The sequence below is a fragment of the Desulfobaculum senezii genome (assembly GCF_054657395.1).
Genome location: NZ_BAAHYU010000003.1, coordinates 1031560 through 1058127, shown reverse-complemented (window position 1 = coordinate 1058127; position 26568 = coordinate 1031560). Strand labels below are relative to the sequence as shown.

Below are 26568 nucleotides of genomic sequence, written 5' to 3'. Positions count from 1 at the left end.
GGAGGGAACGCACACCCCTCCGCACAGGCCTCATAGCGCTTTTCTGCGATTGAAGCAATGCGAATACTGCGCACGCAACAAAACTCGTTGTGTCTCTACTCCATCCTGCCAGTCATGTGTTGGGGCTGCACAAGTGTATCAAACTCTTCCTCTGCTATCACCCCCAAAGCAATACAGGCTTCCCGAAGCGTTACATCATGCTCCCACGCATGGTGCGCCACACGGGCCGCAGCGTCATATCCAATACTCGGTGCAAGGGCCGTTGCCAGCATAAGCGAGCGCTCCACAAAGGCGGCGATGCGGTCGCGGCGCGGGGTCAGCCCCGTCACCGTGCCGCGGCAAAAGGATTCGGTCACATCCGCCAGCGTCTGCATACTGCGCAGAACGTTATCCGCAATCAACGGCTTAAACACGTTCAGCTCAAAATTGCCCTGCGTTCCGGCAAAGGCCACGGCGCCGTCCTGTCCCATCACCTGCGCGCAGGCCATGGTCAGGGCCTCGCACTGGGTGGGGTTCACCTTGCCGGGCATAATACTGGATCCCGGCTCATTGGCAGGGAGGAGCAATTCGCCAATGCCGCAGGACGGCCCACTGCCCAGCCAGCGGATGTCGTTGGCAACCTTGTACAGCGCGCCCGCCGCCCCGCGCAGTGCCCCGGAGCACGCCACCATGGCGTCATGGGCGGCCATGCCCGCAAAGCGGCTCCGCGCAGGAACAAACGGATGCTCCTGCGACCGGGCAAGGCGCTCAATAACCCGCCGGGCAAATTCCGGATGCGCGCTGAGTCCCGTGCCCACGGCGGTTCCACCCAGCGGCAGTTCCAACAGGTCCGGCAAGCACCCCTCAAGGCGCGCCGCCGCAGCGCGCACCTGCGCCGCGTAGCCGGAAAACTCCTGCCCAAGGGTCATGGGCACAGCGTCCATCAGGTGCGTGCGGCCAATCTTGACCACATCATCCCACTCGGCGGCCTTGGCGGCGAGAGTGCGCGACAGTTCCTCCAGCACAGGTACAACGCGTTCACTCAACAGCCCCACCGCCGCCACGTGCATGGCGGCAGGGAACACATCGTTGGTGGATTGGCACCGGTTCACATGATCATTGGGGTGCACAGGATCCTTGCGGCCCATCTCGGCCCCGGCAAGCTGCGCCGCGCGGTTGGCCAGCACCTCGTTGACATTCATATTCGTTTGCGTGCCGCTGCCGCTTTGCCAAACGCCCAGGGGGAACTGCGCGTCAAGGTCGCCCCGCTCGCCCTCCTCAGCGGCGGTGGCAATCCATCCCGCCACATCGTCGGGAATGAGGCCAAGGTCCGCGTTCACCTCAGCCGCCGCGCCCTTGATGGCGCACAGCGCATGCAGCAGCGCGCGGGGCAGCGGCTCGCCGCCGGGAAAATTCTGGATGGCCCGCTGGGTCTGCGCGCCCCACAGCGCATCGGCCGGGACGGCCACCTCGCCAAGGGTGTCGGATTCCATGCGGACAGCGCCGCGTGCGGGTCTACTCATAGTGTCTCCTTGTCGGCATTGTCTGGCGATGCATTGGGGGGAGCATCTGAAGCATCCACGGGGGTATCCGCCGCGGCGTCGTGCTTCAGCGCCAGCACATCCCCGCGCAGCACAGCCCCGCCGCCAAAGCGCTGGCGTATGGCGTCCAGCGCGCGGTCAAGGCGCGGCGCACGGTCCGGCGCGGCCTGTGTGGATTCTATCTCAAAAAGGCTCAGTTGGCGCTGTGGCTGGCGGAAGTTGGACACGCCGACGCCAATAAGACGCACCTTGCGCGGCAAACGCTCCGCCGCGAGGAGTTCGCACGCCGTCTCGTAGATGAGGGACGTGGAGTCCATACAGTCGTCCAGCGTCCGGCTACGGGTGCGGTTGGTGAAGTTGTCGAACTTGATCTTAAGGGTGATGGTTCGCCCACGCAGGCCGTGCTTTCGCAGGTCCGCGCCCACGCGTTCGGCCTGCACCAGCAGCCACTGCCGCAGCACCGCAAGGTCCGAGGTATCATCGTCCAGCGTATTCTCCGCGCTGGAGGACTTGGGCTCGTGCTCGGGGACCACGGGGCTGTCGTCCTCGCCAAGGGCGCGGGCGTAGAGCTTGCGCCCCATACTGCCAAGGCGCTGCTCCCAAAACGTGGCCGGGCGCTTGAGGATGTCCCCTGCCACACTGACGCCGTAGCGCCGCAGCGTCTCCTGCGACTTAGGACCAATGCCGGGAATTTTGCGCACTGGAAGTGTTTCCAAAAAAGCGGCCACGTCATCCTCGTGCAGGATGAACACGCCGTTCGGCTTCTCCATATCCGAGGCGATTTTCGCCAGAAATTTGTTGGGGGCCACGCCAACGGAGCAGGTCAGCCCCGTGGCGGCGTGCACCTCGGCCTTGAGGTAAGCGGCAAGGGCGGCAGGCTCGCCAAACAGGCGCTCCGTGCCTGTGGCATCTATGTAGGCTTCATCCACGGACACCTGCTCCACAAGGGGCGACACGGTACGCAGGATGTCCATCACCACGGCGGAGACCTCCTTGTAGCGGTGCATGCGCACGGGCTGATAGGCCCCATGCGGGCACAGGCGGCGCGCGGTGGCGATAGGCATGGCGGAGTGCACGCCATAGGTGCGGGCTTCGTATGATGCGGCAGACACCACGCCACGGTGCGAGCCGCCCACGATAACGGGCTTGCCCTTCAGGCTGGGGTGGTCAGCCTGTTCCACACTGGCGAAGAAGGCGTCCATGTCCACATGCAGAATGATGCGGCGAGGTTGGTCCATCCCCTTCATTTCGCACCCGCGCCCGCAGGTGTCAATGCCGCGGCCAGAGCGCAAGAAAGCCCGCACGGCGAACCGTGCGGGCTTACAGGGCGAGTTGGGCCAGTTCTGGCTACTCGGCGGATTCGGCGTTGTCGCCAGCCGTCTCTTCGGCCGTAGCGGCAGGCTCAGCGGTCTCGCTGACGATGCCGAGGTCGATGTTGCGGGCGTTCATGGCCTCCACAACGGCTTTGGTGATATCGGCATTGTCGCCGTAGGACAGGGCCTGCTGCTTGTTCAGAACAACGCTAATGCCGTTTTCGGCGCGGTATTCATCCAGCACGGCGCTGAATTCCTCGTTGAGCTTTTCGACGATGCGGCGCTGTTCGCCACTCATGTGTTCCTGCATCTGCATGAACTCTTCCTGAGCTTTCTTCAGCGCGCCGTCATCGGCGGAATCGTCTGCGGGCTTCTGGATTTCGGCCAGACGCCCCTGCAACTGCTGCCCCATGCCGCGGAGGTAGTCCCCACCGGCGACACAGGCTTCGCAGGACTGAAAGACTTCAGCGGGGTCGACGATGGCAATCTTGTCTGCGGACTGCTGCTGACAGCCGGCAAGTCCGGTAAGAGCCAACATCAGCGCGGCGGCGAACATCAGTTTCAGTTTCATTAGGTACTCCAGCGTTGAAAGTGAATGCAAAGTTTTCTTGCGTTCTCAAAGTTCCAATTCATACCTTTCCCCGCCAGCCATGGCAAGGGGAGTGGAAAGAAAATCCCACTTACGCCTCCCCTTGTACAGACACGCCAAACCCCGTACAACGTCATAAAGACTCCGCCCCCTCGCCTTCAACAAGGACGTGGCCCAATGATACATGCCCATACTGTCATCTGCGGCGCGGGAATACTCGGTCTGACACTGGCGCGCGAACTGCTCCGGCGCGGCGATACGGACATTTTGATTCTGGAGAAGGAACGCGCCCCCGGCGCGCATGCCTCGGGCCGCAACAGTGGCGTCCTGCATGCGGGCATCTATTACGCCCCCGGCTCCGCCCGCGCGGCCACATGTAGACACGGCGGCGCGCTCATGCGCGAGTATTGCCTTGAAAACGGCCTCCCCCTCAAGGAAAACGGCAAGGTCATCGTTGCCGCCAGCCCGGAGCAGCTGCCCGCGCTGGACAGCCTGCATAAGCGCGCCACAGCCAACGGCGCCAAGGTCCGCCTTATTGACGAAGCCGAGCTTGCCGGCATTGAGCCACACGCCCGCACCGTGGACCGCGCCATCCACTCCCCCACCACCGCTGTGGTGAACCCTCAGGCCATCCTCAACCGGCTGACGGACGAGCTGACCACTTCCGGCAAAGTCCGCATTCTGTACGGCGTCCGCGTCACCGGGACGGGGCAACCGGGTACCGTCGCCACCACGGACGGCCCTGTGGGCTTTGGCCGCCTCGTCAACACCCTTGGCGCGCACGCGGACACCCTCGCCCACGTCTTCGGCGTCGGCAAGCAGTACCAGCTTATCCCCTTCAAGGGCGCATACAAGCGCCTTGCCCCGGATGCGGACGTGCAGGTGCGCGGCAGCATTTACCCTGTGCCCGACCCGCGCAATCCCTTTCTTGGCGTGCACTTTACCCGCGGGGTCTCTGGCGCGGTGTACGTTGGCCCCACAGCGGCCCCGGCCTTTGGCCGCGAAAACTACTCCGGCATAACGGGCACCGGCCCCGAAACCCTGCGCATCCTCTACCGCGACGCCATCCTCTTCTGCACCAACGACGCCTTCCGCACCGTGGCGGTGGAGGAGACAAAGAAGTACGCCTTCTCCCACTTCTTCCGCGAGGCGCGCCGCCTTGTGCGGGGGCTGCGGCCACGGGACATCCAGCCCAGCCCCAAGGTGGGCATCCGCCCCCAACTGGTGCACATCCCCACCGGGGAGTTGGTCACGGACTTTCTGGTGGAGACTGCGGGCAACACCACCCACATTCTTAACGCCATCTCCCCGGCGTTTACCAGTTCCATGGCCTTTGCCCAGACCGTGGCTGACACCGCCATCCCCGACGTGTAGCCCCGCCAGAAAAAACGGGAACGCCGCGCGGCGTCCCCGTCCTCAAATGCAATGCCAACGCGCCCGGCCTAATAGCCAAAGGCGCAGCCGTCAGCGCGGCTGTCACTGCCCGCCGTGAGCCAGCCCGTGGCCGCATCGCGCAGGATAATCTGCCCGCGCCCGAACAGCCCCCGGTCGTAGCCGGACACCATCTTCACCGGATGCCCAAGGTCGGCCAGCCCGGCCAGCACCTCGGGCGCTGTAATGTCCTCCACAGCCAGCGCCGCGCCGGCCGTCCCGTCCTCAAGGCAGAACCGTGCGCGGTCCAGCGCGGCCTGCGGGTCCACGCCATCATCAAGGAGCGCGCTCACCACCTGCACATGCCCCTGCGGCTGCATGAATCCGCCCATCACGCCAAAGGGCCCATACAGCGAGCCGTCCTTGTTCAGGAGCATACCGGGGATAATGGTGTGGTAGGTGCGCTTGCCCGGCGCAAGGGCATTGGGGTGCTGCGGGTCCAGAGAGAAATTATGCCCCCTGTTCTGCATCACAAAGCCCGTCTCGCGCGGGACGATGCCCGTTCCAAAGGTCATGTAGCAGCTGTTGACCATGGAGCAGGCGTTGCCGCGCTCGTCCACCACGCAGAAATAGACCGTGTCCGACGAGGCAGGCGGCGTGCCGTGGGTGATGTCCGCCGCGCGGATATGGGTGACCAGCTTGGCGCGCTCGCGGGCGTACTCCGGGCGAAGCAGGCCGCGCACAGGCACCTCGGCCGCGTCCGGGTCCGCCACATACCGGCGTGAATCCGCAAAGGCGAGGCGCAGGGCCTCCACCATGGCGTGAGTGCGGCGCGTGGAACCGGTCGCGCCCAGCGTATACGGCGACAACTCGGCCAAAATATTCAGCGCCATCAGCGCCGTGATGCCCTGCCCATTGGGGGCGCACTCCACCACCTGCTTGCCGCGGTAGGTCGTACTGATGGGCCGCGTCCAGTCGCCATGGTGCGCCGCGAGGTCGGAGGCATCCAGCACGCCGCCACGCTCCTGGACGGCCGTGACGATATCCTGCGCTATCTCACCGGTATAGAATGCCTCGCGCGCGGACTGCACGTCCCCTGCGTTCATAAGGATATCCAGCACCCGCGCCATGCCCGGATTGGTCATATGTTCGCCAAAGCGCGGGGCTTTGCCGCCGCGCAGGAGAGCGTCGCCCCCAGCGTCCCGCAGCGCGTCGGCCCCTTCCTCCCACAGGTTGGCCGTCACCGGCCCAACGGGGAAGCCGTCCGCCGCCAACTCCCGCGCCGGGGCGAGGCTTTCGCCAAGGGGGAGGACGCCGTGGCGCTCCACAAGGCGGCACCACGCATCGCACGCACCGGGCACGGTAACGCTCAGCGGATGGCGCGGAGGAAGCTCGCCGCCGGTGCGGTCTGCAAGGCAGGCAAAATCAAGGGCGCGCGGCGAACGGCCCGACCCGTTCAGCGCCGTAACCTCACCGCGCGAGGCGTCGAAGTACAGGGCAAAGGCGTCGCCGCCAAGGCCCGTGGAACACGGCTCTACCACCGCGAGCACGGCGGCCATGGCCACAGCGGCGTCAGCGGCAGTCCCGCCCGCGCGCAGGGTGGCAAGACCGGCCTCAACGGCAACGGGCTGGCTGGCCGCAGCCATGGCATGACGCGCAGACACAGGCGAACGCCGGGGGCCGCCAAATCCCGGAAGAGCAGAAGCACAAGATGCGGACATGGTTGACTCCATGAATGTTGATTGCGTGATGTCCGCAGGATGCCCTGTTCCCCCGCGCCCTGCAAGGGGCCGCGCAAAAACACAGCGCCCCGGCCCGAAGCGGGCAAGGGCGCTATTCTCTACTGAGGAGGGGGGGGAAACGCACAGGCTAGGCCGGTGCGGCCACAAAAGCGGCGCTGGGCATCCGGCGGGCCGTTCGGGCCTCGGTGGCGCTTTGGCAGTGCACGCACAGGGTGGCGGCGGGATAGGCCTTCATGCGCGCAAGGCCGATGGGCTCGCCGCATTCCTCGCACAGGCCAAATTCCGGATCGCTCATGCGGTGCAGGGCGGCGCGGATCTCACGAAGGCGCGCATCGCGGATGCGGCCAAGGGAGAGGTTGGTGTGAACATGGGACAGAAGGGACGCATACTCGTTGTCATCAGGGCAGCTTGCGGTCCGAACGTCAACGTTCTCCCGTTCGAGGTCGCGAAGCAGTTGCTGCAGAAAAACACGGATAGTGAATCGGTCCTTGGCAGTCATACGGTACCTCCATGAGATTTTGGGGCACCCTATCCACCATGTCTGACAGCCATATTGTGGGCCGGTGACGATCGCGCGACGTCGCCACAGACCACTCTGCCCGCCACACCCCACAGCCCGCTACGCAAAGCACGGCGCAAAAAAAGACGCCCGCCATCGTGAAACGATGGATCGGGCGTCCGGGGGCAAAACACGTCGCGGATTGCGGCAGCAGACCAGCCTGTTATGCTCCCTCGCGCTGGTCAAGGCGCTCGTGCAGGGCGCGCTCCACCTCGCGCAGGCGCTGGGGGGAGGTCACCTTCTTGCCGCCATCGCGCACGTAGAAGGCGTCCGAGGCCTTGTCGCCCTGCGTCAGCACCTTGGCAAACACCACATCAAGGCGGGCGTCGCGCAGGGTACAGGCGATGTCGTACAGCAGGCCAAGGCGGTCCGTGGTGACCACCTCGATAACGGTGTGGAAGTCCGACGCATCACTGCCGATGGACACCTGCGTCGTATGCCGCGCCGGGCTTGCGGACTGCGCGGCCTGCCGCTTTTCGGCAAGGTGGGCCTCCAGCCCAAGGCGTCCGGTCAGCGCCGCGCGCAGGGAAAAATCGAGCCGCCGCCACAATTCGTCGGCCTCAGCCGCGGGCAGTCCATTGACCATAAACACGTCAACGGTCATGCCGTTGCGCCACTGGTAGGACTCCGCCGACAGAATATTCAGTTCCAGCAGCGACAACACACCCGTCACACAGGCAAACAGCCCCGGCGACGACATGGCCGCAACGGACACTTCCCACGCCTCGCCGTCGGGCAGGTAGCGGGACTCGCGGATAAAGATGCCGTCCCCGCCCTTGCCGCCGGGCTTGATGCACTTGTCCTCGTCCACACTGCCCCGCAGGCGGCGGAGCATATCCACATGATGCAAAATATCCGGTACGTCCACGGCCATGGCGTAGCGCGCAGGCATGGCGTCCAGCACGGCGTCCACGGTGGCGTCGCCGCTGTCCTCCTCCAGTCCGGCGCGCACGGCGTCGCGGATGCGCAGCACCCGGCGCACGGCCTGCGCCCCGTCCGGGCCGCCCTGCTCCATCATGCGCCGCACACGGTCCGCAAGATTGCCCACAAGGCGCGAGGTCCAGCGCGTCCACGCCCCCGGCCCCGTGGCCACGGAGTCCGCCCACGTAAACAGATGCAGCATGTCCAGCCGCTCCGGCGTCCCCACCACAGCGGCGCATCCCGCCACTTCGGACTCGTCGCCGATGTCGCGGCGGGTTGCCGTATGCCGCAGAATAAGATGGTCGCGTACAAGGGCGCTCACTTGCCGGATGCGGTCGGCATCCATGCCCCAGCGGGTCAGCACCTGCTCCGCCACTGCCGCGCCGCGAGCCGCGTGCCCGGAGCCTTGCCCCTTGCCGATGTCATGGAACACAGCGGCCAGCATAAGCACGATGTCCCCGGCAAAGCGCCGCCCCAGCACCACAAACGGCTCCGGCGCGGAGGAGACGGAGCGCTCCAGCGTGGCCAGCATACGCACCGTGTGCTGGCCCACAGGATGGATGTGGTACGCGTCGAACTGCACATAGTCCTGCGACGTGGAAAATTCAGGGATGAAGGCGGCCAAAAAGCCCGTCTCCAACATCTGCTCCACGACCTGCGCCGCGCGGCCCGAGGTCAAGATGTCCTCAAACGCGCCCACGGCCTCGGGCGAGGCCTGCAGGTCGCTGCGCACCTGCGCAAGGTGGGCCGCCACAAGGTTGCGCGCCTGCCACGACAGAGGGAGCGCGCGCTCGGCGGAGAGGCGAAAGGCCTGCACAACATCCTCGGCATCAAGGCGGGCGTCGGTGGCGTCAAAATGCAGTTCCCCGCCAATGGCGACAAAGCCGGGGGCAATGCGTACCACCCGCCGCTTACGCCCCATCTCGTCAGGCAGCGAGGCCGTAAAGGATGCCCGCAGGGACTTGAGCGCCGCCATCTCGCGGTGCAGACGGCCCAAAAAGCGCTCCACCGCGGTGGCGCTGTCCGTGGGCAACACGCCCAGTTCCTCGGCCACCTGCGGCTGCAATTCACGCGTCAGGCGGTCCTGCCGAGCGCCGCAGCGGGCGTGCAGTGCGTTGCGGACATCGTACAAAAAGCTCGCGTGGCGGAGCAGAACGTCCACCTCCGCCTGTGCAAGGCGGCCATCGGCGCGAAGCGCCTCCACACCGTCCGCGCCGTAGAAGACCTTCCCCAGCCACAGCACCTGATGGTAGTCGCGCAGGCCGCCAAGGCCCTCCTTGACGTCCGGTTCCAGCAGGGCCGACGCGTCGCCAAACTTCCGCAGGCGCGCGGCGTTATTCTTATTCAGGAAGGAGAGGAAAGCCTTTTTCTTCTTGGCGACGACCTTGCGGGAGAATTGCTCCGCAAAGGAATCAAACACCGCGCGCGAGCCGCCAATGTAGCGGGCATCCAGCAGCGCGGTGAAGGTTTGAAAGTCCTTGCGCGACTCGCTGAGGATTTCCTTGATGCTGCGGAAGGCGTGGTCCAGCTCGTACCCCATGTCCCACAGCGGATAGAACAGCGGCTGGGCAAGGTCGAAGGCCTCGGGCGGCGCGGTCTTTTCATACAAGAGCACCACGCCGACGTTGGAACGCAGGCACACGTCGCCGCGGCCATACCCGCCAACCGCCGCCAGCGCAAAGGGCGCGCCATCGTCGGCGGCCTCCGCGCCGGAGAGGAGTTCCTCAAGGCGCATGGCAAAGTAGGCATCCAGAATGCGCGTGTGCTCCTCCGGCCGTGGCTGTAGGGTGCCAAAGCCTTCACGCTCGCGCTGTAAAATTCCCGCGGCTTGTGACTCGTTCTTCCCGGACATGTGTCTCCTGCATCTCGGTGGTGTCGTCCTGCGGTCCGCACCCCGGTCGCCATGGCGACCGGGCCGGACCGGCCCACACGGCGCACCGTGCGAACCTGCGACCTTGTACGAAACATTTTCCATAAGGACAATACACACGTATCGCCGTCAGCTCACGCAGAAATCTACATTAATGTGAAAAACACAAAAAGCTTGATTTCTCATGCCACCTCACTTACAGACCCTTTTTCTCATTCGTTACCGTGACGCTCCACAAGCACCATAAAAGGCAACGCGGGACGCCTGAGGTCTGTGACGCACCACTATGCACAGTGCAGCGCACATGGTTTCACGCCCCGCTCCGCATGGCGTAACAGCGCGCAAAGCAGTACATGGGCCACATTCGCCCCCGCGCCAAAGCATTCATGAAAAGGTTGCGTTCCACGGAAAAATTTATAAAAGTGCGGTTTTTTACAAATCGCGATTCAGGAAGGATCCGATGAAGAAAAGTGACAGGTATAAAAAGATGTACCCGGTCTCCTGGGAGCAGCTGCACCGCGACGGTAAAGCGCTGGCCTGGAGGCTGATCGAGAACGGCCCGTTCAAGGGCATTATCGCAGTCACTCGCGGCGGCCTTGTTCCGGCTGCCATTATTGCCAGAGAGCTCGACATCCATCACATCGACACCGTGTGCATTTCGTCCTACGACTGGAAGCAGCAAGGCAAAGCCAATATCCTCAAGGGCGTAGACGGCGACGGCGACGGTTGGCTCATCGTTGACGACCTCGTCGACACCGGCGGCACCGCGCAGGTTATCCGCGAAATGCTGCCCAAGGCCCACTTTGCCACGGTGTACGCCAAGCCCAAGGGCCGCCCCTGCGTGGACACCTTCATCACCGAAGTCAGCCAGGACACCTGGGTCCTGTTCCCGTGGGACGCTTCCACACAGTTTACCGAACCGCTCATCAACATCGTCAACAGCGACGACTAGAGCGTTTTTTCATTCCAGCCGAAGACCCGAGAATACGCGTGTGACGCCTTGCCTGAATCGCCGGGCCGGGCTACGTTTTCAATCATAGCGAACTCTGCGGAGGAGGAAGGATGCGCAAGTTCTGGTATCTCGTATTGCTGGCCGCCATGGTTGCCGTACCGGCCATGAGCGCCACGGCCCACGCCAAAGACATGAAGGTGGGCTTTGTCTACGTCTCTCCCATTGGTGACGCGGGCTATTCCTACGCTCACGACCTTGGCCGTCAGGCCGTGGAAGAAATGCCGGGCGTGACCACGTCCTACGTTGAGTCCGTTGCTGAAGGCCCGGACGCCGAACGCGTTGTGCTCAACATGGCGCGCAAGGGCTACGACCTCATCTTCGCCACCAGCTTCGGCTACATGGATTCCGTGCTCAAGGTTGCCAAGCGCTTCCCCAACGTGGAGTTCATGCACTGCTCCGGCTACAAGACCAACAAGAACATGAGCGCCTACTTCGGCCGCATGTACCAGGCCCGCTACCTTGCTGGCATGGTCGCCGGTTCCATGACCAAGTCCAACACCCTTGGCTACGTTGGCGCCTTCCCCATCCCTGAAGTCATCCGCGGCATCAACGCCTTCGCCCTTGGCGCACAGGCCGTGAACCCGGACGCCGAAGTCCGCGTGGTCTGGTCCAAGACCTGGTACGACCCCGCAACCGAAAAGGAAGCCGCCAAGAGCCTGCTGGACGTTGGCTGTGACGTCATCGCCCAGCATCAGGACTCCCCGGCTCCGCAGGAGGCCGCACAGGAACGTGGCGTGTACTCCATCGGCTACAACACGGACATGTCCCAGTTTGCCCCGAACGCTCACCTGACCGCCGCCGTGTGGAACTGGACCAACTTCTACACCGAAGTTGTGGACAAGGTCCGCAAGGGCGAGTGGAAGAGCGGCAGCTACTGGATGGGCATGGACAAAGGCACCATCGGTCTTGCCCCCTACGGCAAGATGGTTCCCCAGTCCGTGCGCGACAAAGTGGACGCCCGCAAAAAGGACATCCACGACGGTGCGTTTAAGGTCTTTACCGGTCCCATCACTGACCAGAAAGGTGCAGAGCGCATCCCGGCCGGCAAGGTTGCCACCGACGATGAGCTCCTCGGCATGACCTGGTTCGTGAAGGGTGTCATCGGCACCACCGAATAGCCAAAAAGAATACGGAAATGTTCGGACTACATGTCGTAAAAAGACAGGAGCCTCCCCGGTGGGGCTCCTTTTTCATTTACCCGGCAGCCATTGTGATCTCCCTTGGGATCAGTTGCCTGCTGTTGGCCGCACAGGGCAAGCCGCCGATCACGGGCATGATTATGCTGTGGCAGGGGGCCTTTGGTGCGGGCTACGCCATTGAGGACACCATCCTCAAGACCGTGCCCATCTTCCTGTGCTCCCTTGGCGTTGCCATCACCTTCCGCATGCAGGTGTGGAACATCGGCGCCGAGGGCCAATTTGCCCTTGGTGCGGTGGGCGCGGCGTGGGCCGCCCTCACCTTTCCGGGACTGCCCGGATGGCAGCTTATGCCGCTGATGTTCCTGTCCTCCGCCGTTGCCGGCGCGGTGTGGGGCATCATCCCCGCCCTGCTCAAGCTGCGCCTGCAGGTCAACGAGATCATCACCACCTTGATGCTCAACTACATCGGCATCCTGATTTTGCAGTATCTCGTGTACGGCCCGTGGAAGGCCGCCGCCAGCTTTGGCTTCCCCATGACGAACGAGTTCCCCAGCGCGGCCATCGTTGCCGCCATGCCGGGGACCAGACTGCACTGGGGCGTCATTATCTGCATTATTGCGGGCATTCTGATGACCATATTCCTCACCCGGTCGCGCCTTGGCTTTGAGCTGAAGGCCAGCGGCGAGAGCCTTGGCACCGCGCGCTATGCCCGCATGCCCTACGGCTTTTTGGTGGTGATGGTGATGGGCGTGTGCGGCGCACTGGCGGGCTGGGCTGGCCTGCTGGAGACCTCCGCCGTTGTGGGCCGCCTGCAGCCCTCCATCATGGTGGGCTACGGCTACACCGCCATTGTTGTGGCGTGGCTGGCCCGGCTGAAGCCGTGGGCCATTGGCCTTGCCTCCATCTTTCTGGCCGCCCTGCGCGTTGGCACCGAGAACCTGATGCTGGAGCTTCAGGTCCCCGCCGCCTTCGGGCACATCATGGAAGGCCTTATTCTGGTTACGGTCATCGCGGGGCAGTTCTTCTTGGCCTACGCCATCACTGTCCGCTCCCGGGAGGTGTCCTGATGGGTCCTGAAATGATCATCCCCCTGCTGGCTGCGGCTGTGCAATCCGGTACGCCAGTGCTCTTTGCCACCCTTGGCGAAATGTTCACCGAGCGCTCCGGCGTCCTGAACCTTGGCGTTGAGGGCATGATGATGGTGGGCGCGCTGGCCGCGTTCCTGACCGCCAAGTTCACCGGCTCGCCATGGCTGGGCCTTATGGCCGGCGGCGCGGCGGCTGCGGCGCTGGGCGGCATCCACGCACTGGTCTGCCTTGAGTTCCTTGGCAACCAGACGGTGTCGGGCCTTGCGCTGACCATCCTTGGCACCGGCCTTGCCAACTACCTCGGCACGCCCTTTATCGGCCAGAATGCACCGGGCTTCTACGCCTTTGACGTGCCCGTGCTGTCGACCATCCCCATGCTGGGCGATATTTTCTTTAAACAGGATGCCATGGTCTACCTGTCCTACTGTGCGCCGCTGCTGTTCTGGTTCTTCTGGCACAGAACGCGCACGGGCATGGCGCTGACCGCCACGGGCGAGTACCCCAAGGCCGCCGCGGCCGCGGGTCTCAATCCGGTGGGTCTGCGCTGGGTCGGCGTGCTGGTGGGCGGCTTTTTGGTGGGCCTTGGCGGCGCGTATCTGTCGCTGGCCTACACCCACCTGTGGACCAACGGCATGAGCGCAGGACGCGGCTGGATTGCCGTTGCGCTGGTCATCTTCGCCTTTTGGCGTCCGGGCCGCGCCGTGTTCGGCGCGTACCTGTTCGGCGGCGTTATGGCGTTTCAGCTGCGGCTGCAGGCCACGGGCACCAACCTGCCCTCGTCCCTGCTCTTGATGCTGCCCTACGCCCTGACCATCTTTGTGTTGCTGTTCTCCGCCATGCGCGGCAAGGGCAAAAGCTCCGCCGCCCCCGCCGCCCTTGGCGTTAACATTGAGCCGGAAGGATAGACCGCGATGACCACGCAAACCACACCCAGCACCCATCCGCTGGTCCGGCTTGAGGGCATCTGCAAATCCTTCGGGCCGGTGAAGGCGAATCAGGATATCTCTCTGGACATCCACCCCGGACGCATCCTTGCCCTGCTGGGCGAGAATGGCGCGGGCAAGTCCACGCTGATGAACATGCTCTCCGGGCGCTTCAAGCCCAATGCGGGCACCATCCACGTGGACGGCACGCCCTGCGAGTTCAACTCCTCCAAGGACGCCATCGACGCGGGCGTAGGCATGGTCTACCAGCACTTTATGCTGGTGAACTCCATGACCGTGACCCAAAATGTCCTGCTGGGGCAGGAGGACTCGTTCATCCTGCACCCCAAGCAGATGCAGCGCCGTGTGGGCGAGCTTGCCAAGCAGTTCAACCTGCGCATCGACCCCGCCGCACTGGTGGCGGACCTGTCCATGGGCGAGCGCCAGCGCGTGGAGATTTTAAAGCTCCTCATGCGCGACAGCCGCGTGCTCATCTTTGACGAGCCAACCGCAGTGCTCACCCCCACGGAAACGCCCCAGCTCTTCGACGCCATGCGCGAGATGACGCGTCAGGGCAAGGCTGTGGTCTTCATCAGCCACAAGATGGAAGAAATCATGGACATTGCGGACGACGTCGCCATCCTGCGGCGCGGACGCATTGTGGACTCCATGCAGAAGACCGACATCACCAGCACCGAGGAACTCGCCAGCCGCATGGTTGGACGCGAGGTTATCCTTGAGATTGAAAAAGCCCCCGCCCCCAAGGGCAAGGCCGTGCTGGAGATTGACGGCCTGTCCGGCAATGGGCTGGAGGATATCTCCCTCACCCTCACGCGCGGCGAAATCGTCGCCATTGTGGGTGTGGCGGGCAATGGGCAGAAGGCCCTTGTGCAGACCGTGACGGGCCAACGCGCGCCCGAATCCGGCAGCGTGCGCCTTCTGGGCAAGCAGTGGAAGGACTTCTACACCCGCACCCCATGGAAGAACACCATCAGCTATATCCCCGAGGACCGTTTGGGCCTTGGCACCTGCCCGGAGTTGGACCTTATCGACAACGTCCTGCTCACCACGCGTCAGGCCTTCGCGCCGGGGCTGTTCCTTGACAAAAAGCGCGCCTTTGGCGCGGTCAAGAGCATCATCCGCCGCTACCACGTGCAGCCGCCCATCCCGGAAATCCGCGCGCGGCAGCTGTCCGGCGGCAACCTGCAAAAGCTCGTCCTCGGGCGCGAGTTTTTCCGCCAGCCCAAGATCATTGTGGCCGAGCAGCCCAGTCAGGGCCTTGATATCTCGGCCACTGAGGAAGTCTGGCACCGCCTGCTCAACGCGCGCATGAAGTCCGGCGTTCTGCTCATCACCGGCGATCTGAACGAAGCCTTCCAGTTGGCGGACCGCGTTGCCGTCATGTTTGAGGGCCGCTTCATGGATGTGTTCGATATGTCGGACACCGCCAAGGTGGACCGCATCGGCCAGATGATGGCTGGCATGCAGTAGCCACCGCGCGCCAACTCCCGCTTTCCCCACGCCGCCGCCCTTTCTGGGTGGCGGCGTTTTTGTTGTGGGCGGGCAGGACCGCCGCGCCCCCGTCACCGTCCCGACACGGAAAATTCTCCTGCCTACAGGGTTCATGTCCGGCCCGTTTCTTTGTATGCTCCATAAAACCACCCAGATAAAAAGGGAGTGTAATGCAGGATATACAGGACACAACGACCAATTCGTTTCGTTTCGGCCAGTCAGCCCGCCTTGATGCATGGCTCTTGCACTTTCTCACTGAAAACGACCTTGAATACTCCATCCATCCGCACAAGAATGCGTCCGGGGAACAGCTCCGTTTTATGGTCCATCTGGACGAGGGGCAGGTGTTTTTGCCCTGCTCGGACAAGCTCGTTCCGCATCTGTTAAGCTCGCGCATGAATGACGAGCTGGGGCGGCGCTACAACGCAAAGTGGTGCGCCCTTGTGGACCTCGTGCGCGGGTACGTGCCGGACCGCTACATTCGAAAGCGCATCCTGCACCTGTGCCGCCACAAATTCCGGCAGATTCAGGCCTCGCCCATCATTATCCCCTCGCGCATGATGAAGCGCTTTATCACCATCTTCATGACGCAGTCCGGCATCATGGACCCCTACCGTGGGCGCAAGGCGCGCTACAACAGGCAGGCCTTAGAAGCCATTGAATCCCCGGAAATCGACCGGCTCCTCAACATCTGCCCGGAGGAGCGCATGGTCTGCCGCCGCCTGCGGGACCTGCGCTTTGAGCTGGATATGCTGGAGCTGGAACGCCTTATCATTCTGTCCACCGTGTCAGGCATCTGGACCGATGTGTACTATCAGGCCGCCCTAGAACGCATGACCTCCAGCGACCTCGCCTCGCCCGCGGCCATGCAGTGTCTGGAGCAGGTTTTCCGCAACGGCAAGCAGGCCCCCAAGAAAATCCTCTACCTGCCAGGCACCTCCGGCGGCATCATCTTTGACCTGCTCATCATCCGCGCCCTTATGCGGCAAGGGCACCGCATTGTCCTCGCCGTCAAAGAGGGCTTCCATTTCGAGAGTGTCTCGTTTTGGGATTGGGAGCACGACCCCTCCCTTGCGAGGGCCCTTGAGGGCGCGCACTACCTGCAGGACAGCGAAATCAGCAAAAATGCCCTGCTGGCCGAGCAGCGTATGCATCCGCTGGTGGTCATCTCCGACGGCACGCGCGAGGACCTGAACCTCTACCGCACGTCCGTCACCTTCGCCCGCGCATGGAAGGAGGCCGACCTCATCATGGCCACGGGCAACCAGCACTACCGCCGCCTCATCGACACCAGCACCACCTTTACGCGCGATATCCTCTGCTGGGGCCGCGACGAGGAAGGCACCTTTAAAATCAACCTCAAGCGCCGCCCCGAAAGCATTATCACCTTCTCGGAGAAGGACCTGCAGGCCAAAGCCGACGAAATCATCGCCGAAATGCGCGTCGCCCACGCCGAGGGCAAAAGCGTCATGTTCTACAGCGCCATCATCGGCTCCCTGCCCGGGCAGGTGACCACCGCCATCAAGGTTGTGGACACCTTTGTGCGGCATCTGCGCGAGCGGCTGGAAAATACCTACATCATCAACCCCGCCGAGCACTTTGAGGAAGGCATGGACGCCGACGACCTCATGTACATGTGGGAAAAGGTGCAGCGCAGCGGCATGCTGGACGTGTGGCGTTTCCAGACCGTGTCCGACATTGAGCGCAGCTTTGAGCTCATGGGCATGCGCGTGCCCCCCATCTGGGCGGGCAAGGACTCCACCTTCTCCACCGGCTGCACCAAAGAGATGCGCATCGCCCTCGACATGCAGCGCAAAAATCCGGAAATGCAAATCATCGGCCCCGCCGCGGAGCGCTTCTTCCGCCGCAGCGAGTACGGCGTCGGCAAATTCAGCGACGCCGTCCTTGATAACGTCTAATGCCCACGCGCCGTCCGTCAGCCTACGCGGCGGACGGCGCATGTTTCCCGCCCTGCACCATGAAGGGCCTTTGCGCCAAGCAGTCCGCCACGCGCCCAGTCCTGCAAGGCCGTTAGCGGCAGTCTGTTCCGCGGGCTTGCCTGCATCCCCGCCCCGCGCCCGGGCCGCACGCAACACGGCGCTGGAAAATTCCGGCCGAATCCGCTACACGCTCTGTGCGCGCCCCGCGCGAGAATCACACCACCGAAGAGGCTTCCATGACCACGAAAGAACGCGCCATCATCATTTATGACAGACTTTCCGAACGCTTCCCGGCTCCCGAGTCGGACCTGACGTGGACAACGGCGTGGGAGCTGATGGTCGCCACGGTCCTTGCCGCCCAGTGCACCGACGCCCGGGTGAACAAAGTGACGCCCGTACTCTTCGGCCGCTGGCCCGGCCCCGCCGAAATGGCTACGGCCGACGTCGCCGAGGTGGAAGAGGTGGTCCGCTCCACGGGCTTTTACCGCAACAAGGCCAAGAACCTCGTTGCCGCCGGTCGCCTCATCATGGACCAGCACGGCGGCGACGTGCCCCGCACCATGGCGGAACTGGTCAAGGTGCCCGGCGTGGCGCGCAAAACGGCAAACATCGTCCTCTCGAACGCCTATGGCATTCACGAGGGCGTGGCCGTGGACACCCATGTGAAGCGTTTGTCCTTCCGCATGGGGCTGACAACCTCCACCAACGTCAGCGTCATTGAAAAAGACCTTATGAAGCTGTTCCCCCGCGAAACGTGGGGGGATGTGAACCACAGGTTGGTTCTGTTCGGCCGCGCGGTCTGCAACGCCCGCAGCCCCCGCTGCTCCGAATGCGAACTCGCCGATATCTGCCCTAAAGAAGGCGTCACGTCATAATGACTCATCAGCATATCATCGACCAACTTACCGCACCCGGCGACTTCCGCGTCGCCGCCACCGAAGGCAAAGCGCGTCAGGGCTACCTGATGACCGCCCACGGGCTGGTCAAGACCCCCGTCTTCATGCCCGTCGGCACCGTCGGCAGCGTTAAAGCCGTGGACCCGCGCGACCTGCACGACATCGGCGCGCAAATCATTCTCGGCAACACCTATCACCTGTACCTGCGCCCCGGTGACGAACTGGTGGCCCGCCGCGGCGGCCTGCACGAGTTCAACCGCTGGGACGGCCCCATCCTCACGGACTCCGGCGGCTTTCAGGTGTTCAGCCTCAGCGGCCTGCGCAAAATCACCGACGACGGCGTGGAATTCCGCTCACACATCGACGGCTCCAAGCATTTCTTCACGCCCGAGAAGGCCATCTCCATCCAGCAGAACCTTGGCTCGGACATTATGATGTGCTTCGACGAATGCGCCGCCTACGGCGCAACCCGCGAGTACACCGAAAAGGCCCTCAACCTCACCACCAAGTGGGCCCGCCGCTGCCGCGAATTTCACGAGCCCGGCCACAAGGGCCAGCTGATGTTCGGCATCACGCAGGGCGGTTTCTTCAAGGACCTGCGCGAACGCAGCATCGAAGAACTCACCCAACTGCCCTTTGAAGGCTTCGCCCTCGGCGGACTTTCCGTCGGCGAACCCAAAAACGAAATGCTGGATATTCTCCGCCACAGCGCCCCCCTGCTTCCGCAGGACAAGCCGCGCTACCTCATGGGCGTGGGCACGCCGCTGGATATTCTGGACGGCATTGAGGCCGGCATTGATATGTTCGACTGCGTGCTGCCCAGCCGCAACGCCCGAAATGGCACGCTGTTTACCTCCATGGGCAAAGTGAACATCAAACGCGCCGAGTACAAGGAAGACGACAGCCCCCTTGACCCCAATTGCGACTGCTACACCTGCCGCACCTTTTCCAAGGCCTATCTGCGGCATCTGTACACCGCCAAAGAGCTGCTGTCCGCGCGCCTCAACACCATTCACAACCTCGCCTACTTCCTCAAGCTGACCCAGCAGGCCCGCCAAGCCATCCGCGAGTCGCGCTTCGCCTCCTTCAAGGCTGAAGTGGAAGCCGTGTACGGAAAAAACGGCTAATTTCACCGCAGTTTTCCCTACCAGACACCACACATACCAACGCCCACCCGGATGCTCCGGGTGGGCGTTGTCTCTTATAAAACACCATACGGCTTATGCAAAAGTGTGGTGTTGTTCTACGTACTGGACATATCATACGTTTTTGTTCTTGAACTGGACGCTACGCAGTCAATGTGCATAAGATGCCCCATCGCCATCACGACTGTTCCTGACGGCAACGCGGCACAAGGAGAGAACACAATGCCCGGAAGCTCCATACTGTATCGTACCGGCGGCTCGGAACTGCTCAAAGCCATCCGCCCCCTGTGGGAAATGAACTTTACGCAGGACGGCCCCTCCGCCGACGACCTCGCCAACGCCTTCCCCCCCGAGGATCTCGCCGACCTGCGCGCCCTGCTCGCCAGTAAGCCCGGCTCCTCGCGCCTGCGCGTTACCCTCGCGCTGGACCAAGACAACGGCGAGCTGGCTGGCTTCTGCCTCAGCACAGGCGTCCCCCGCCAAACCGGCGAAATCAACTGCCTGTTCGTGTTCCCCGAATACCGCGAGTGCGGCATCGCCGAAGGACTCATGCGCGACGCCATTCAATGGCTCGACGACATGGGCGTGCAAACACGCTCCCGCCAACTCGGCGCAGACCGCGACCGAGACTACCGCTTCTACAGCGACTTCGGATTCCTGCCACGGAATATCGTGCACGAAGAACACGGCCTCATGGCCCAATAGGATGGAAGTGCCCTACCAAGAGTAAGAGGTAGGGCCACACGACGTATCGCCTCCGGCGGGGGGGGCAGGAGCGTTTTTTTCGCCTTCGGCGGGGTGTTTTTTGCCTCCGGCGACTTAAGCTCTTAAGTTGTTCGGCCTGAAAGGACGAAGAGCTTTAGAGATAAAGATAGCAGAGCTGGTTAAGGGCCGTGGGCCCTTAACAATCCCATTTATACGCCAGTTTATCGTTCCAGACGTACGGCCTCTCTCTGGCCCCGGCACTGGAGCGGTCCCCACGCGGGCAACTGCCCAGACCTTTCAACACAGCCCCACCACCCTTTTTTCGGTCTGGCTTCCAGACCGAAAAACCTCGGGATTCTTAAGCTATCCTCTTGCCCCCTGCGTTACGACCCGGCCCAGCAAAAAAGGATATTGCTCCGCAGGGTTAAGGGCCGTGGGCCCTTAACGATCCCGTTTATACGCCAGTTCATCGTTCCAGACGTACGGCCTCTCTCTGGCCCCGGCACTGGAGCCGCACCCACGCGGGCAACTGCCCAGCCCCTTCAGCACAGACCCACCGCCCTTTTTTCGGTCTGTCCCCAGACCGAAAAACCTCGGGATTCTTAAGCTATCCTCTTGCCTCCTGCGTTACGACCCGGCCCAGCAAAAAAAGATAATGCTCCGCAGGGTTAAGGGCCGTGGGCCCTTAACGATCCCATTTATACGCCAGTTTATCGTTCCAGACGTACGGCCTCTCTCTGGCCCCGGCACTGGAGCCACACCCACGCGGGCAACTGCCCAGACCTTTCAGCACAGCCCCACCGCCCTTTTTTCGGTCTGTCCCCAGACCGAAAAACCTCGGGATTCTTAAGGGCCCGCGGCCCTTAAGTCACCGAAGGTATCCTCTTGACCCCAGCATCACGACCCGGCCTCTCCCGACAGCTCCTCCCCTTCTTCGGGATTGCGGCATTCGCTGCCTTCACCGATGAGGGCTTCGATATCGGCCATGATGCGTGTGCGGTGCTGCCACGTAGCGGCTTGGTCGGCCATGATCATATCGAGTTGACGGGTGTGCATGGTGAGATAGCCCATGACTTTAAGGCGCTCGCACATGGCGGGCCTTGGGAAGCCCTCGAAGCGGGCAAAGACACTGTCGCCGCGAACGTTCACGTAGAACCCGATTTCTTCGAGAATGCCGCCAATGAAGACGGCGCGGCGGCGGCGACGCTCGAAGTCGGCGGCGCCTCCGGCGAAGCGGAAATTGACGTAGTTGCGCTCGGGATGGTCGCTGACGAGGGCTTCGACGGTGGAGAAATGGAAGCCGAAGCGCGATTGCAGATTGCAATACTCCTTGGAGATGAGGAAGTAGTTGCGGTTGGCGAACTTGGATTGCAGCGCCGGATGCAGGGCAGGATTGGTTGTGGCTTCGGCCACGATGGACATGAAGCCCTTGGCGTTGATTTTCGGGGGGCCTTCCCACGGTATGGCGCTGATGCCCTCCCACAGCGCGAGCATGGGCACGGAGGCAATGTTGCCGATGCGCACAAAGGGACTTTTTTCCTCACGGAGAAGGCCGTCCTCAAGATCAACCACCCAAAACTGCGTGGGCGCGCCGCGGCTGACGAGCTGCATGCTGCCGCACTCACGAAAGTCGCGGTTGAGGTTGAGGTCGAACATCTCCTGCACGCCCTTTTCGTGACAGTAGCGGGTGATATCGTGCAGCGTTTCGATGTTGCGAATGCGAAAGCCCGGTGCGTCGGGGTCCAAAAGGTTGAGGGGGCAAATGTGGCGGCTTGCGCCTTCAAGAAGCTCGCGCACGGGGCTGCCTTCCATAAGGTCTGGACGCGGCTGTCCGCGGGACACAAGCTCTTCGACGCAGCCGGGGTAGACGACGCAGGCGTCGGCGTCCACGGTGACCACTTGCCCGGCGGGCAAACTCTCCAGGGCGCCGGTGATTCCGGTGATGGCCGGGACGCCAAACTCGCGCGCGACGTTGGCGAGATGCCCGGTCACACTGCCCTGCTCCGTCACGACGGCGGAACACCAATTGAGCAGTGACGCCCACTTGGGCAGGGAGAGGCGCGTGACAAGCACGGAGCCGGGCGGAAACTGGAGGGCGTCGGCGTCGCGCTCCACGACGAACACCGGGCCGCAGCCCACACCGGGGCTGGCGGTTGCGCCGCCGTAGGCAATGGGGTCGCCATAGCGACCGGATTCATCCTTGGCGGGCGGCTCGCCGATATCGCGGCGGGCAAGGGGCCGGCACTGCAAAATGTACAGGTCGCCCTGCTTGTCCAGCGCCCACTCAATGTCCTGCGGGCCACCGTAATAGCGCTCCAACTGTACGGCCATGGCGGCAAGCTTGAGGGCCTGCTCGTTGGTGATGGAAGGCTGGTCGGCCTTTTCGGGGTCCTGCTCCATGAGCACAACGCCTTCATCCTTGCGAGAGATATACAGCTCCGGCTTCCGGGCCACCCAGCTTTCGCGCACGGTCATCTTGCTGATGTCGCGGCTTCGGTCACGGGCCACAACGAAGCGGTCCGGCGTGCCGCCGCCATCCACAACAAGCTTGGGCAGTCCCCAGACGGAGTTGATGACCACGGCGTCGTCGCGCACGTTGACGGGACTGCGGGAATACATGACGCCGCCGGCCACGGATTCCACCATGACCATACCGCCAACGCACATGGCAACATCATCGTCGGGGATGCCGCGCGTCAGTCGATAGGTCAGCGCGGGCAAACCGTAGAGGCTGGCGACGACTTCCTTGTAGGCCTCGGGGAGGTACTCCCGGTCCACGTTGAGAATCGTGCGGAACTGCCCGGCAAAGGACGTCCCCGTGGCGTCCTCGCCCAGCGCGCTGGACCTGAGGGACACATGCACCCGCGCGCCGTAGTCCGCCTGCAGGCGGTCGTACTCACGCAGGAGGGCGTCAGCAAGGTCCTGCGGGACCGGAGTTTCCTGAATTTTTTGCTGAATGGACGCGGACAGTTCAAAGCGCTGGCTCATGTCGTCGACGTCTGTGGAGGTGAGCATACGGTTGATGTCGTCCAAAAGGCCATCCTGCGCCATAAAGCTGTCAAAGGCGCGGGTGGTGGCGACAAAGCCCGGCGGAACGGGCAGACCGATGCGCGACTTCATCTCGCCGATGTTGGCCATCTTGCTGCCCACGGCGTCGGCGAAGGACTTGTCTACCTCGTAGAGGGGGATGACAAGGGGCGTGTCCGGGCGCTCCTTGGAGGAGTCGAGCAAGGCATTGACGGCGCTTTGAATCTCCTCAAAGCGCTCGAAGAGGCGAGCGTACTTGCCCGGGGCGATGCCGTCGAGATGCTGAATAATGCCGTACACATTCACCAGCACCGCCGAGCAGGACGAACGGATAAACGACGTGCCGAACACGCGCCCGCCGCGGAGCAGGTCCTCCATTTCGCTCATGAGCTCAAGGGCCTTGGAGTTAGCCGAAAGCAGCATGCGGAAATGGTGGTGCTGGGCACTACACGCGGCGCGCAGTTCCTCCAGCTGTTCCGGGGTTGGGCCTTCGTCGCGCTTAATGCCGACGAGACGGTCAATCACCTTGCGAAGCCAAGCCATCTGCACTCTTTCCGTTAGGGATTGTTGTCATTTTTCAAAGCCAAAAAAGGAGCGTACCACTCCGATACACTCCCCCACTTTGGCTGTGGGGTGGACGGACAGGGTACCCTGCCCGGCCCACCCCGGTCAAAGGCCTCGTGGCCCGATTTCGTTTACACTTCCTTCTTGTTGCCGGCGCTCATGGCCAGGCCACATCCCTCAAAGATGTAGAAGATGGCCATGCCCCACCACAGGGTGTAGACAACGTAGAAGATGAGCGAGAAGGACAGAATGCCGGCGCGGTCCGAGGCCTTCTCCGGCGCAATGCCGTAGAAGTTGTACCCCACTTCCACACCCTTCTTGATGCAGGTGTCCACGAACTTGGACATCGCCACATTCTGCGCGCCGCCCTGAATCTTGAGTTCCTTGTCCAGCTGGGACAGGCCGTGCCACCACATGAACATCGCCATACGCTCGTCCATGCCGTACTTGTCGCGCACGGTGGCTCCGTCGTTGTTGAACATCAGGCTTGCGTCCTCAAGGACCACGGTCATCAGGCGTCCCATGTCGCCGCGCACGGCCACGGAGTCGCCCTCCAGCTTCACTTCGGCCACGGTGCCCATCATGGCGGCCACGCGGGCGGCCACCTCATCGGCCTTCACGTGCACGCCTTCGTAGGCTTCGGAGCTGCCGCTGTGGAAGGTCAGGGTCACGTCATAGCGTTTGCCCTCAAAGTCCGCCGCCTGCGACTGCAACGAGGGGATATACTCCGTAGAGCCCTTGGCGATGGAGTTAAAGAGCTGGTCCGAGTATTTCAGCGCGTTCACGCCGTGTCCGAAGATGGGCGAGAACATCACGATGAGCACGGCAAAGAACCCAACGCTCATCACCAATCCGAGCAGAAGATGCTTTCTGTTGTCAGTCATGACTACGCCTCCTCCCTGAGCAGCTTCATGCTGCCGAGGAACTTCCCAATGACCCATACGGCAAAGATGCCGATGGCGATAAAGAACAATACGTTGCCAATATTCGTCAGCAGGTGCGAGGTCTCAGCCGACAGGGTGATAATCTTCATCTCGCTGAGCTTGCCCGGCAGCGCGAACAGGCGGTTCACGAAGCCAGCAATGATGGCCGTGGCGTAGAAACCGCGGATGTAGATGCCCTTGACCACCTTGGTAGTCAGCGCGCCAATCTGAATGCCCAGCAGCGAGCCGATGAGCATGCCCATGGCCAGCGTGTAGAAGATAAAGCCGTAGATGGCGTACTGCGCGATGGACGCATACCCGGCGGTGAAGATAATCTGCAAAATGTCCGTGCCAACGGTGGTGAAGGAGGACACGCCAAGGATGTACACGAACATGGGGAAGGTCAGGAACCCGCCGCCAACGCCCATGATTGCCGCAGCAAAGCCAACCACGCCGCCGCACAGGGCCACAAACAGGGCCGGAATCTTCTTGCCGCCGGGGGTCAGGTCTTCGTCAAAGGTGATCAGCGGCGGAATGCGGCTGGCCTGCAGGCGCTCGGGCAGGCTCTTCTTGCCGGAGTCGGACGCCGCGCTGGTCGTATCGCCGCCGCCGTGGGCGTCCACGCCGCCACCGGCGTTGCGCAGGCGCAGAAAGTCAATCAGCGCGTAGATGCCAAGGAACCCAAGCAGCACCACGTAGATGACGCTGATGAAGGTATCCGACAGCAGGGGGTTCATCTCGTACAGGGCGCGGTTGATGACGCCGCCACCAGTCACGCCCACGCCGGAACCGACGAGAAACGCCACGGCAAGGCCGACGGACACGTTACCCAGCTTCTTGTGGATAGCCGTCCCCATGATGGCCTTGGCAAAGATGTGGAACAGGTCGGTACCAACGGCGAGGATGCCTTTCACGCCCGCGCTCATGAGCGCCGGAGTGATGATAAAGCCGCCGCCAGCGCCGATGCAGCCGGTGATAAGCCCGGCGCACAGACCAATAAGGATGGAGACGCCAAAGATAACAGGCGTGTAGTAGGCAGGCGAATACGCCTTGTGTCCGCCCAAAATCTCCGGCAGTTCCGGTGCGGCAATAGCCACGGAGCCAATAAGGATGGGCACGACCATTGCGGCCAGAATCCACATCTTCTTGCGGCTTTTCAAGATGTTGCGGGATGTCTCAAGGTCCCACTTCGCATAGGCCATTGAGCCTTCCAGTAGGGTTCTGTAGAGCCTTCGTCCAACGTTCATGAGTGGTTTCCTCCGTTTTCAGCACATTCCATGTTCACTATCGCCTCCGCGCATCGCGGAATCGTCCTGTGTCGCACCCGTCGGTCCGGGCGGGGCCGCCATATCGCGGGCTGCCCTCTCGCGCCCCTGTAAGGGGATTGCCAAATTTCTATGACGCGCCGTTTGGCGGCGGGGCGCTGCCCCCGGCCACGGCCTCGCGTATTTTTTCCACCAGTTTTTCCAGCTCGCAGGGCTTGGTGAGGTAGTCGAACGCGCCCCGGGCCATGCCCTGCCGCGCCGCCTGCCGCGACCCGTGCCCCGTCAGCATGATGACCGGCATCTCCGGAGCCATACGCTTGAACACATCCAGCACTTCAATGCCGTCCATGTCCTCCATCTTCAGGTCCAGCACGGCAACGTCGAAGTCGTTCCCCCGCATGAGGCGCAGCGCCTCCGTGCCCGACAGCGCGCCCGTCACGTCCATGCCGCGCCGCTTCAGGCGCTTGGTCAGGACGTCCACGTAGCCCTTCTCGTCGTCCACGAGCAGAATCCGGAGTTCTCTGTCGGCATCGCTGGTCATGGT

At 62.9% G+C, this 26568-nt stretch carries 20 protein-coding genes; 10 read left to right on the top strand and 10 right to left on the bottom strand.

Annotated features, from left to right (window positions below):
- Positions 1-95: 95 nt before the first annotated feature.
- From ACYQ2T_RS13635 to ACYQ2T_RS13625, 3 genes are all read right to left on the bottom strand, one after another.
- Positions 96-1502 (bottom strand): class II fumarate hydratase, encoded by a 1407-nt coding sequence (locus ACYQ2T_RS13635; RefSeq protein ID WP_459901302.1) that lies wholly within the window; start codon positions 1500-1502, stop codon positions 96-98.
- The gene (locus ACYQ2T_RS13630; protein ID WP_459901300.1) at positions 1499-2758 is read right to left on the bottom strand and encodes a DNA polymerase IV; all 1260 of its coding nucleotides are present in this window, start codon (positions 2756-2758) and stop codon (positions 1499-1501) included. The genes ACYQ2T_RS13635 and ACYQ2T_RS13630 overlap by 4 nt, the downstream gene beginning before the upstream one ends.
- Positions 2759-2867: 109 nt before the next feature.
- Positions 2868-3404 carry an OmpH/Skp family outer membrane protein gene (locus ACYQ2T_RS13625; RefSeq protein WP_459901298.1) on the bottom strand — a complete coding sequence of 179 codons (537 nt, stop codon included), beginning with the start codon at positions 3402-3404 and terminating at the stop codon, positions 2868-2870.
- Between the two features lie 195 nt (positions 3405-3599).
- Here ACYQ2T_RS13625 and lhgO point away from each other — a divergent pair, with 195 nt between their 5' ends.
- On the top strand, positions 3600-4796 hold the full coding sequence (gene lhgO / locus ACYQ2T_RS13620) for an L-2-hydroxyglutarate oxidase (RefSeq protein WP_459901296.1): 1197 nt from the start codon (positions 3600-3602) through the stop codon (positions 4794-4796).
- A 68-nt stretch (positions 4797-4864) separates the two neighbouring features.
- On the opposite strand, the gene ACYQ2T_RS13615 is transcribed toward lhgO, so the two are convergent.
- The 3 genes from ACYQ2T_RS13615 to glnD all read right to left on the bottom strand — a co-directional run bounded on the left by ACYQ2T_RS13615 (position 4865) and on the right by glnD (position 9867).
- Positions 4865-6514 (bottom strand): gamma-glutamyltransferase family protein, encoded by a 1650-nt coding sequence (locus tag ACYQ2T_RS13615; protein ID WP_459901294.1) that lies wholly within the window; start codon positions 6512-6514, stop codon positions 4865-4867.
- A gap of 148 nt (positions 6515-6662) precedes the next feature.
- Positions 6663-7034 carry a TraR/DksA family transcriptional regulator gene (locus tag ACYQ2T_RS13610; protein WP_459901293.1) on the bottom strand — a complete coding sequence of 124 codons (372 nt, stop codon included), beginning with the start codon at positions 7032-7034 and terminating at the stop codon, positions 6663-6665.
- Positions 7035-7257: 223 nt separating this feature from the next.
- The gene (gene glnD / locus ACYQ2T_RS13605) at positions 7258-9867 is read right to left on the bottom strand and encodes a [protein-PII] uridylyltransferase (RefSeq protein ID WP_459901292.1); all 2610 of its coding nucleotides are present in this window, start codon (positions 9865-9867) and stop codon (positions 7258-7260) included.
- Positions 9868-10345: 478 nt separating this feature from the next.
- Between glnD and gpt the strand changes: the two genes are divergently transcribed.
- The 9 genes from gpt to ACYQ2T_RS13560 all read left to right on the top strand — a co-directional run bounded on the left by gpt (position 10346) and on the right by ACYQ2T_RS13560 (position 20245).
- Entirely contained in the window at positions 10346-10837 is a 492-nt protein-coding gene (gene gpt / locus ACYQ2T_RS13600; protein WP_459901290.1) for a xanthine phosphoribosyltransferase, read from the top strand.
- 110 nt (positions 10838-10947) lie between these two features.
- Entirely contained in the window at positions 10948-12015 is a 1068-nt protein-coding gene (locus tag ACYQ2T_RS13595) for a BMP family ABC transporter substrate-binding protein (RefSeq protein WP_459901288.1), read from the top strand.
- Between the two features lie 17 nt (positions 12016-12032).
- On the top strand, positions 12033-13103 hold the full coding sequence (locus ACYQ2T_RS13590; RefSeq protein WP_459901286.1) for an ABC transporter permease: 1071 nt from the start codon (positions 12033-12035) through the stop codon (positions 13101-13103).
- Positions 13103-14029 carry an ABC transporter permease gene (locus ACYQ2T_RS13585; protein WP_459901284.1) on the top strand — a complete coding sequence of 309 codons (927 nt, stop codon included), beginning with the start codon at positions 13103-13105 and terminating at the stop codon, positions 14027-14029. Before ACYQ2T_RS13590 ends, ACYQ2T_RS13585 begins: the two co-directional genes overlap by 1 nt.
- 6 nt (positions 14030-14035) lie before the next feature.
- Positions 14036-15538: an ABC transporter ATP-binding protein gene (locus ACYQ2T_RS13580; protein ID WP_459901283.1), complete on the top strand. Its 1503-nt coding sequence runs from the start codon at positions 14036-14038 to the stop codon at positions 15536-15538.
- 191 nt (positions 15539-15729) lie between these two features.
- Positions 15730-17478, top strand: coding sequence for an ARMT1-like domain-containing protein (locus ACYQ2T_RS13575; RefSeq protein WP_459901282.1), 1749 nt, complete (start codon positions 15730-15732; stop codon positions 17476-17478).
- Positions 17479-17735: 257 nt separating this feature from the next.
- Positions 17736-18374: an endonuclease III gene (gene nth / locus ACYQ2T_RS13570; RefSeq protein ID WP_459901280.1), complete on the top strand. Its 639-nt coding sequence runs from the start codon at positions 17736-17738 to the stop codon at positions 18372-18374.
- On the top strand, positions 18374-19522 hold the full coding sequence (gene tgt, locus ACYQ2T_RS13565) for a tRNA guanosine(34) transglycosylase Tgt (protein ID WP_459901278.1): 1149 nt from the start codon (positions 18374-18376) through the stop codon (positions 19520-19522). Before nth ends, tgt begins: the two co-directional genes overlap by 1 nt.
- Positions 19523-19762: 240 nt before the next feature.
- Positions 19763-20245, top strand: coding sequence for a GNAT family N-acetyltransferase (locus ACYQ2T_RS13560; protein ID WP_459901276.1), 483 nt, complete (start codon positions 19763-19765; stop codon positions 20243-20245).
- A gap of 897 nt (positions 20246-21142) precedes the next feature.
- Here the strand turns inward: ACYQ2T_RS13560 and ACYQ2T_RS13555 are convergent.
- The 4 genes from ACYQ2T_RS13555 to ACYQ2T_RS13540 form a co-directional block, all read right to left on the bottom strand.
- Positions 21143-23815, bottom strand: coding sequence for a PEP/pyruvate-binding domain-containing protein (locus tag ACYQ2T_RS13555; RefSeq protein ID WP_459901274.1), 2673 nt, complete (start codon positions 23813-23815; stop codon positions 21143-21145).
- Between the two features lie 152 nt (positions 23816-23967).
- Positions 23968-24720, bottom strand: a complete 753-nt coding sequence (locus ACYQ2T_RS13550) for a hypothetical protein (RefSeq protein WP_459901272.1) — start codon at positions 24718-24720, stop codon at positions 23968-23970.
- Positions 24721-24722: 2 nt separating this feature from the next.
- Positions 24723-26006 carry a sulfite exporter TauE/SafE family protein gene (locus ACYQ2T_RS13545; RefSeq protein WP_459901270.1) on the bottom strand — a complete coding sequence of 428 codons (1284 nt, stop codon included), beginning with the start codon at positions 26004-26006 and terminating at the stop codon, positions 24723-24725.
- A gap of 148 nt (positions 26007-26154) precedes the next feature.
- Complete coding sequence (locus ACYQ2T_RS13540) at positions 26155-26565, bottom strand: response regulator (protein WP_459901268.1); 411 nt, start codon at positions 26563-26565, stop codon at positions 26155-26157.
- Positions 26566-26568 lie beyond the last annotated feature (3 nt).

Coding starts and splice junctions, on each gene's coding strand:
- ACYQ2T_RS13630 (WP_459901300.1), bottom strand. CDS start 2,758: ATGGACCAACCTCGCCGCATCATTCTGCATGTGGACATGGACGCCTTC.
- nth (WP_459901280.1), top strand. CDS start 17,736: ATGACCACGAAAGAACGCGCCATCATCATTTATGACAGACTTTCCGAA.
- ACYQ2T_RS13615 (WP_459901294.1), bottom strand. CDS start 6,514: ATGTCCGCATCTTGTGCTTCTGCTCTTCCGGGATTTGGCGGCCCCCGG.
- ACYQ2T_RS13555 (WP_459901274.1), bottom strand. CDS start 23,815: ATGGCTTGGCTTCGCAAGGTGATTGACCGTCTCGTCGGCATTAAGCGC.
- ACYQ2T_RS13550 (WP_459901272.1), bottom strand. CDS start 24,720: ATGACTGACAACAGAAAGCATCTTCTGCTCGGATTGGTGATGAGCGTT.
- ACYQ2T_RS13545 (WP_459901270.1), bottom strand. CDS start 26,006: ATGAACGTTGGACGAAGGCTCTACAGAACCCTACTGGAAGGCTCAATG.
- ACYQ2T_RS13635 (WP_459901302.1), bottom strand. CDS start 1,502: ATGAGTAGACCCGCACGCGGCGCTGTCCGCATGGAATCCGACACCCTT.
- gpt (WP_459901290.1), top strand. CDS start 10,346: ATGAAGAAAAGTGACAGGTATAAAAAGATGTACCCGGTCTCCTGGGAG.
- ACYQ2T_RS13625 (WP_459901298.1), bottom strand. CDS start 3,404: ATGAAACTGAAACTGATGTTCGCCGCCGCGCTGATGTTGGCTCTTACC.
- ACYQ2T_RS13610 (WP_459901293.1), bottom strand. CDS start 7,034: ATGACTGCCAAGGACCGATTCACTATCCGTGTTTTTCTGCAGCAACTG.
- ACYQ2T_RS13575 (WP_459901282.1), top strand. CDS start 15,730: ATGCAGGATATACAGGACACAACGACCAATTCGTTTCGTTTCGGCCAG.
- tgt (WP_459901278.1), top strand. CDS start 18,374: ATGACTCATCAGCATATCATCGACCAACTTACCGCACCCGGCGACTTC.
- ACYQ2T_RS13595 (WP_459901288.1), top strand. CDS start 10,948: ATGCGCAAGTTCTGGTATCTCGTATTGCTGGCCGCCATGGTTGCCGTA.
- lhgO (WP_459901296.1), top strand. CDS start 3,600: ATGATACATGCCCATACTGTCATCTGCGGCGCGGGAATACTCGGTCTG.
- ACYQ2T_RS13590 (WP_459901286.1), top strand. CDS start 12,033: ATGTTCGGACTACATGTCGTAAAAAGACAGGAGCCTCCCCGGTGGGGC.
- ACYQ2T_RS13540 (WP_459901268.1), bottom strand. CDS start 26,565: ATGACCAGCGATGCCGACAGAGAACTCCGGATTCTGCTCGTGGACGAC.
- ACYQ2T_RS13580 (WP_459901283.1), top strand. CDS start 14,036: ATGACCACGCAAACCACACCCAGCACCCATCCGCTGGTCCGGCTTGAG.
- glnD (WP_459901292.1), bottom strand. CDS start 9,867: ATGTCCGGGAAGAACGAGTCACAAGCCGCGGGAATTTTACAGCGCGAG.
- ACYQ2T_RS13585 (WP_459901284.1), top strand. CDS start 13,103: ATGGGTCCTGAAATGATCATCCCCCTGCTGGCTGCGGCTGTGCAATCC.
- ACYQ2T_RS13560 (WP_459901276.1), top strand. CDS start 19,763: ATGCCCGGAAGCTCCATACTGTATCGTACCGGCGGCTCGGAACTGCTC.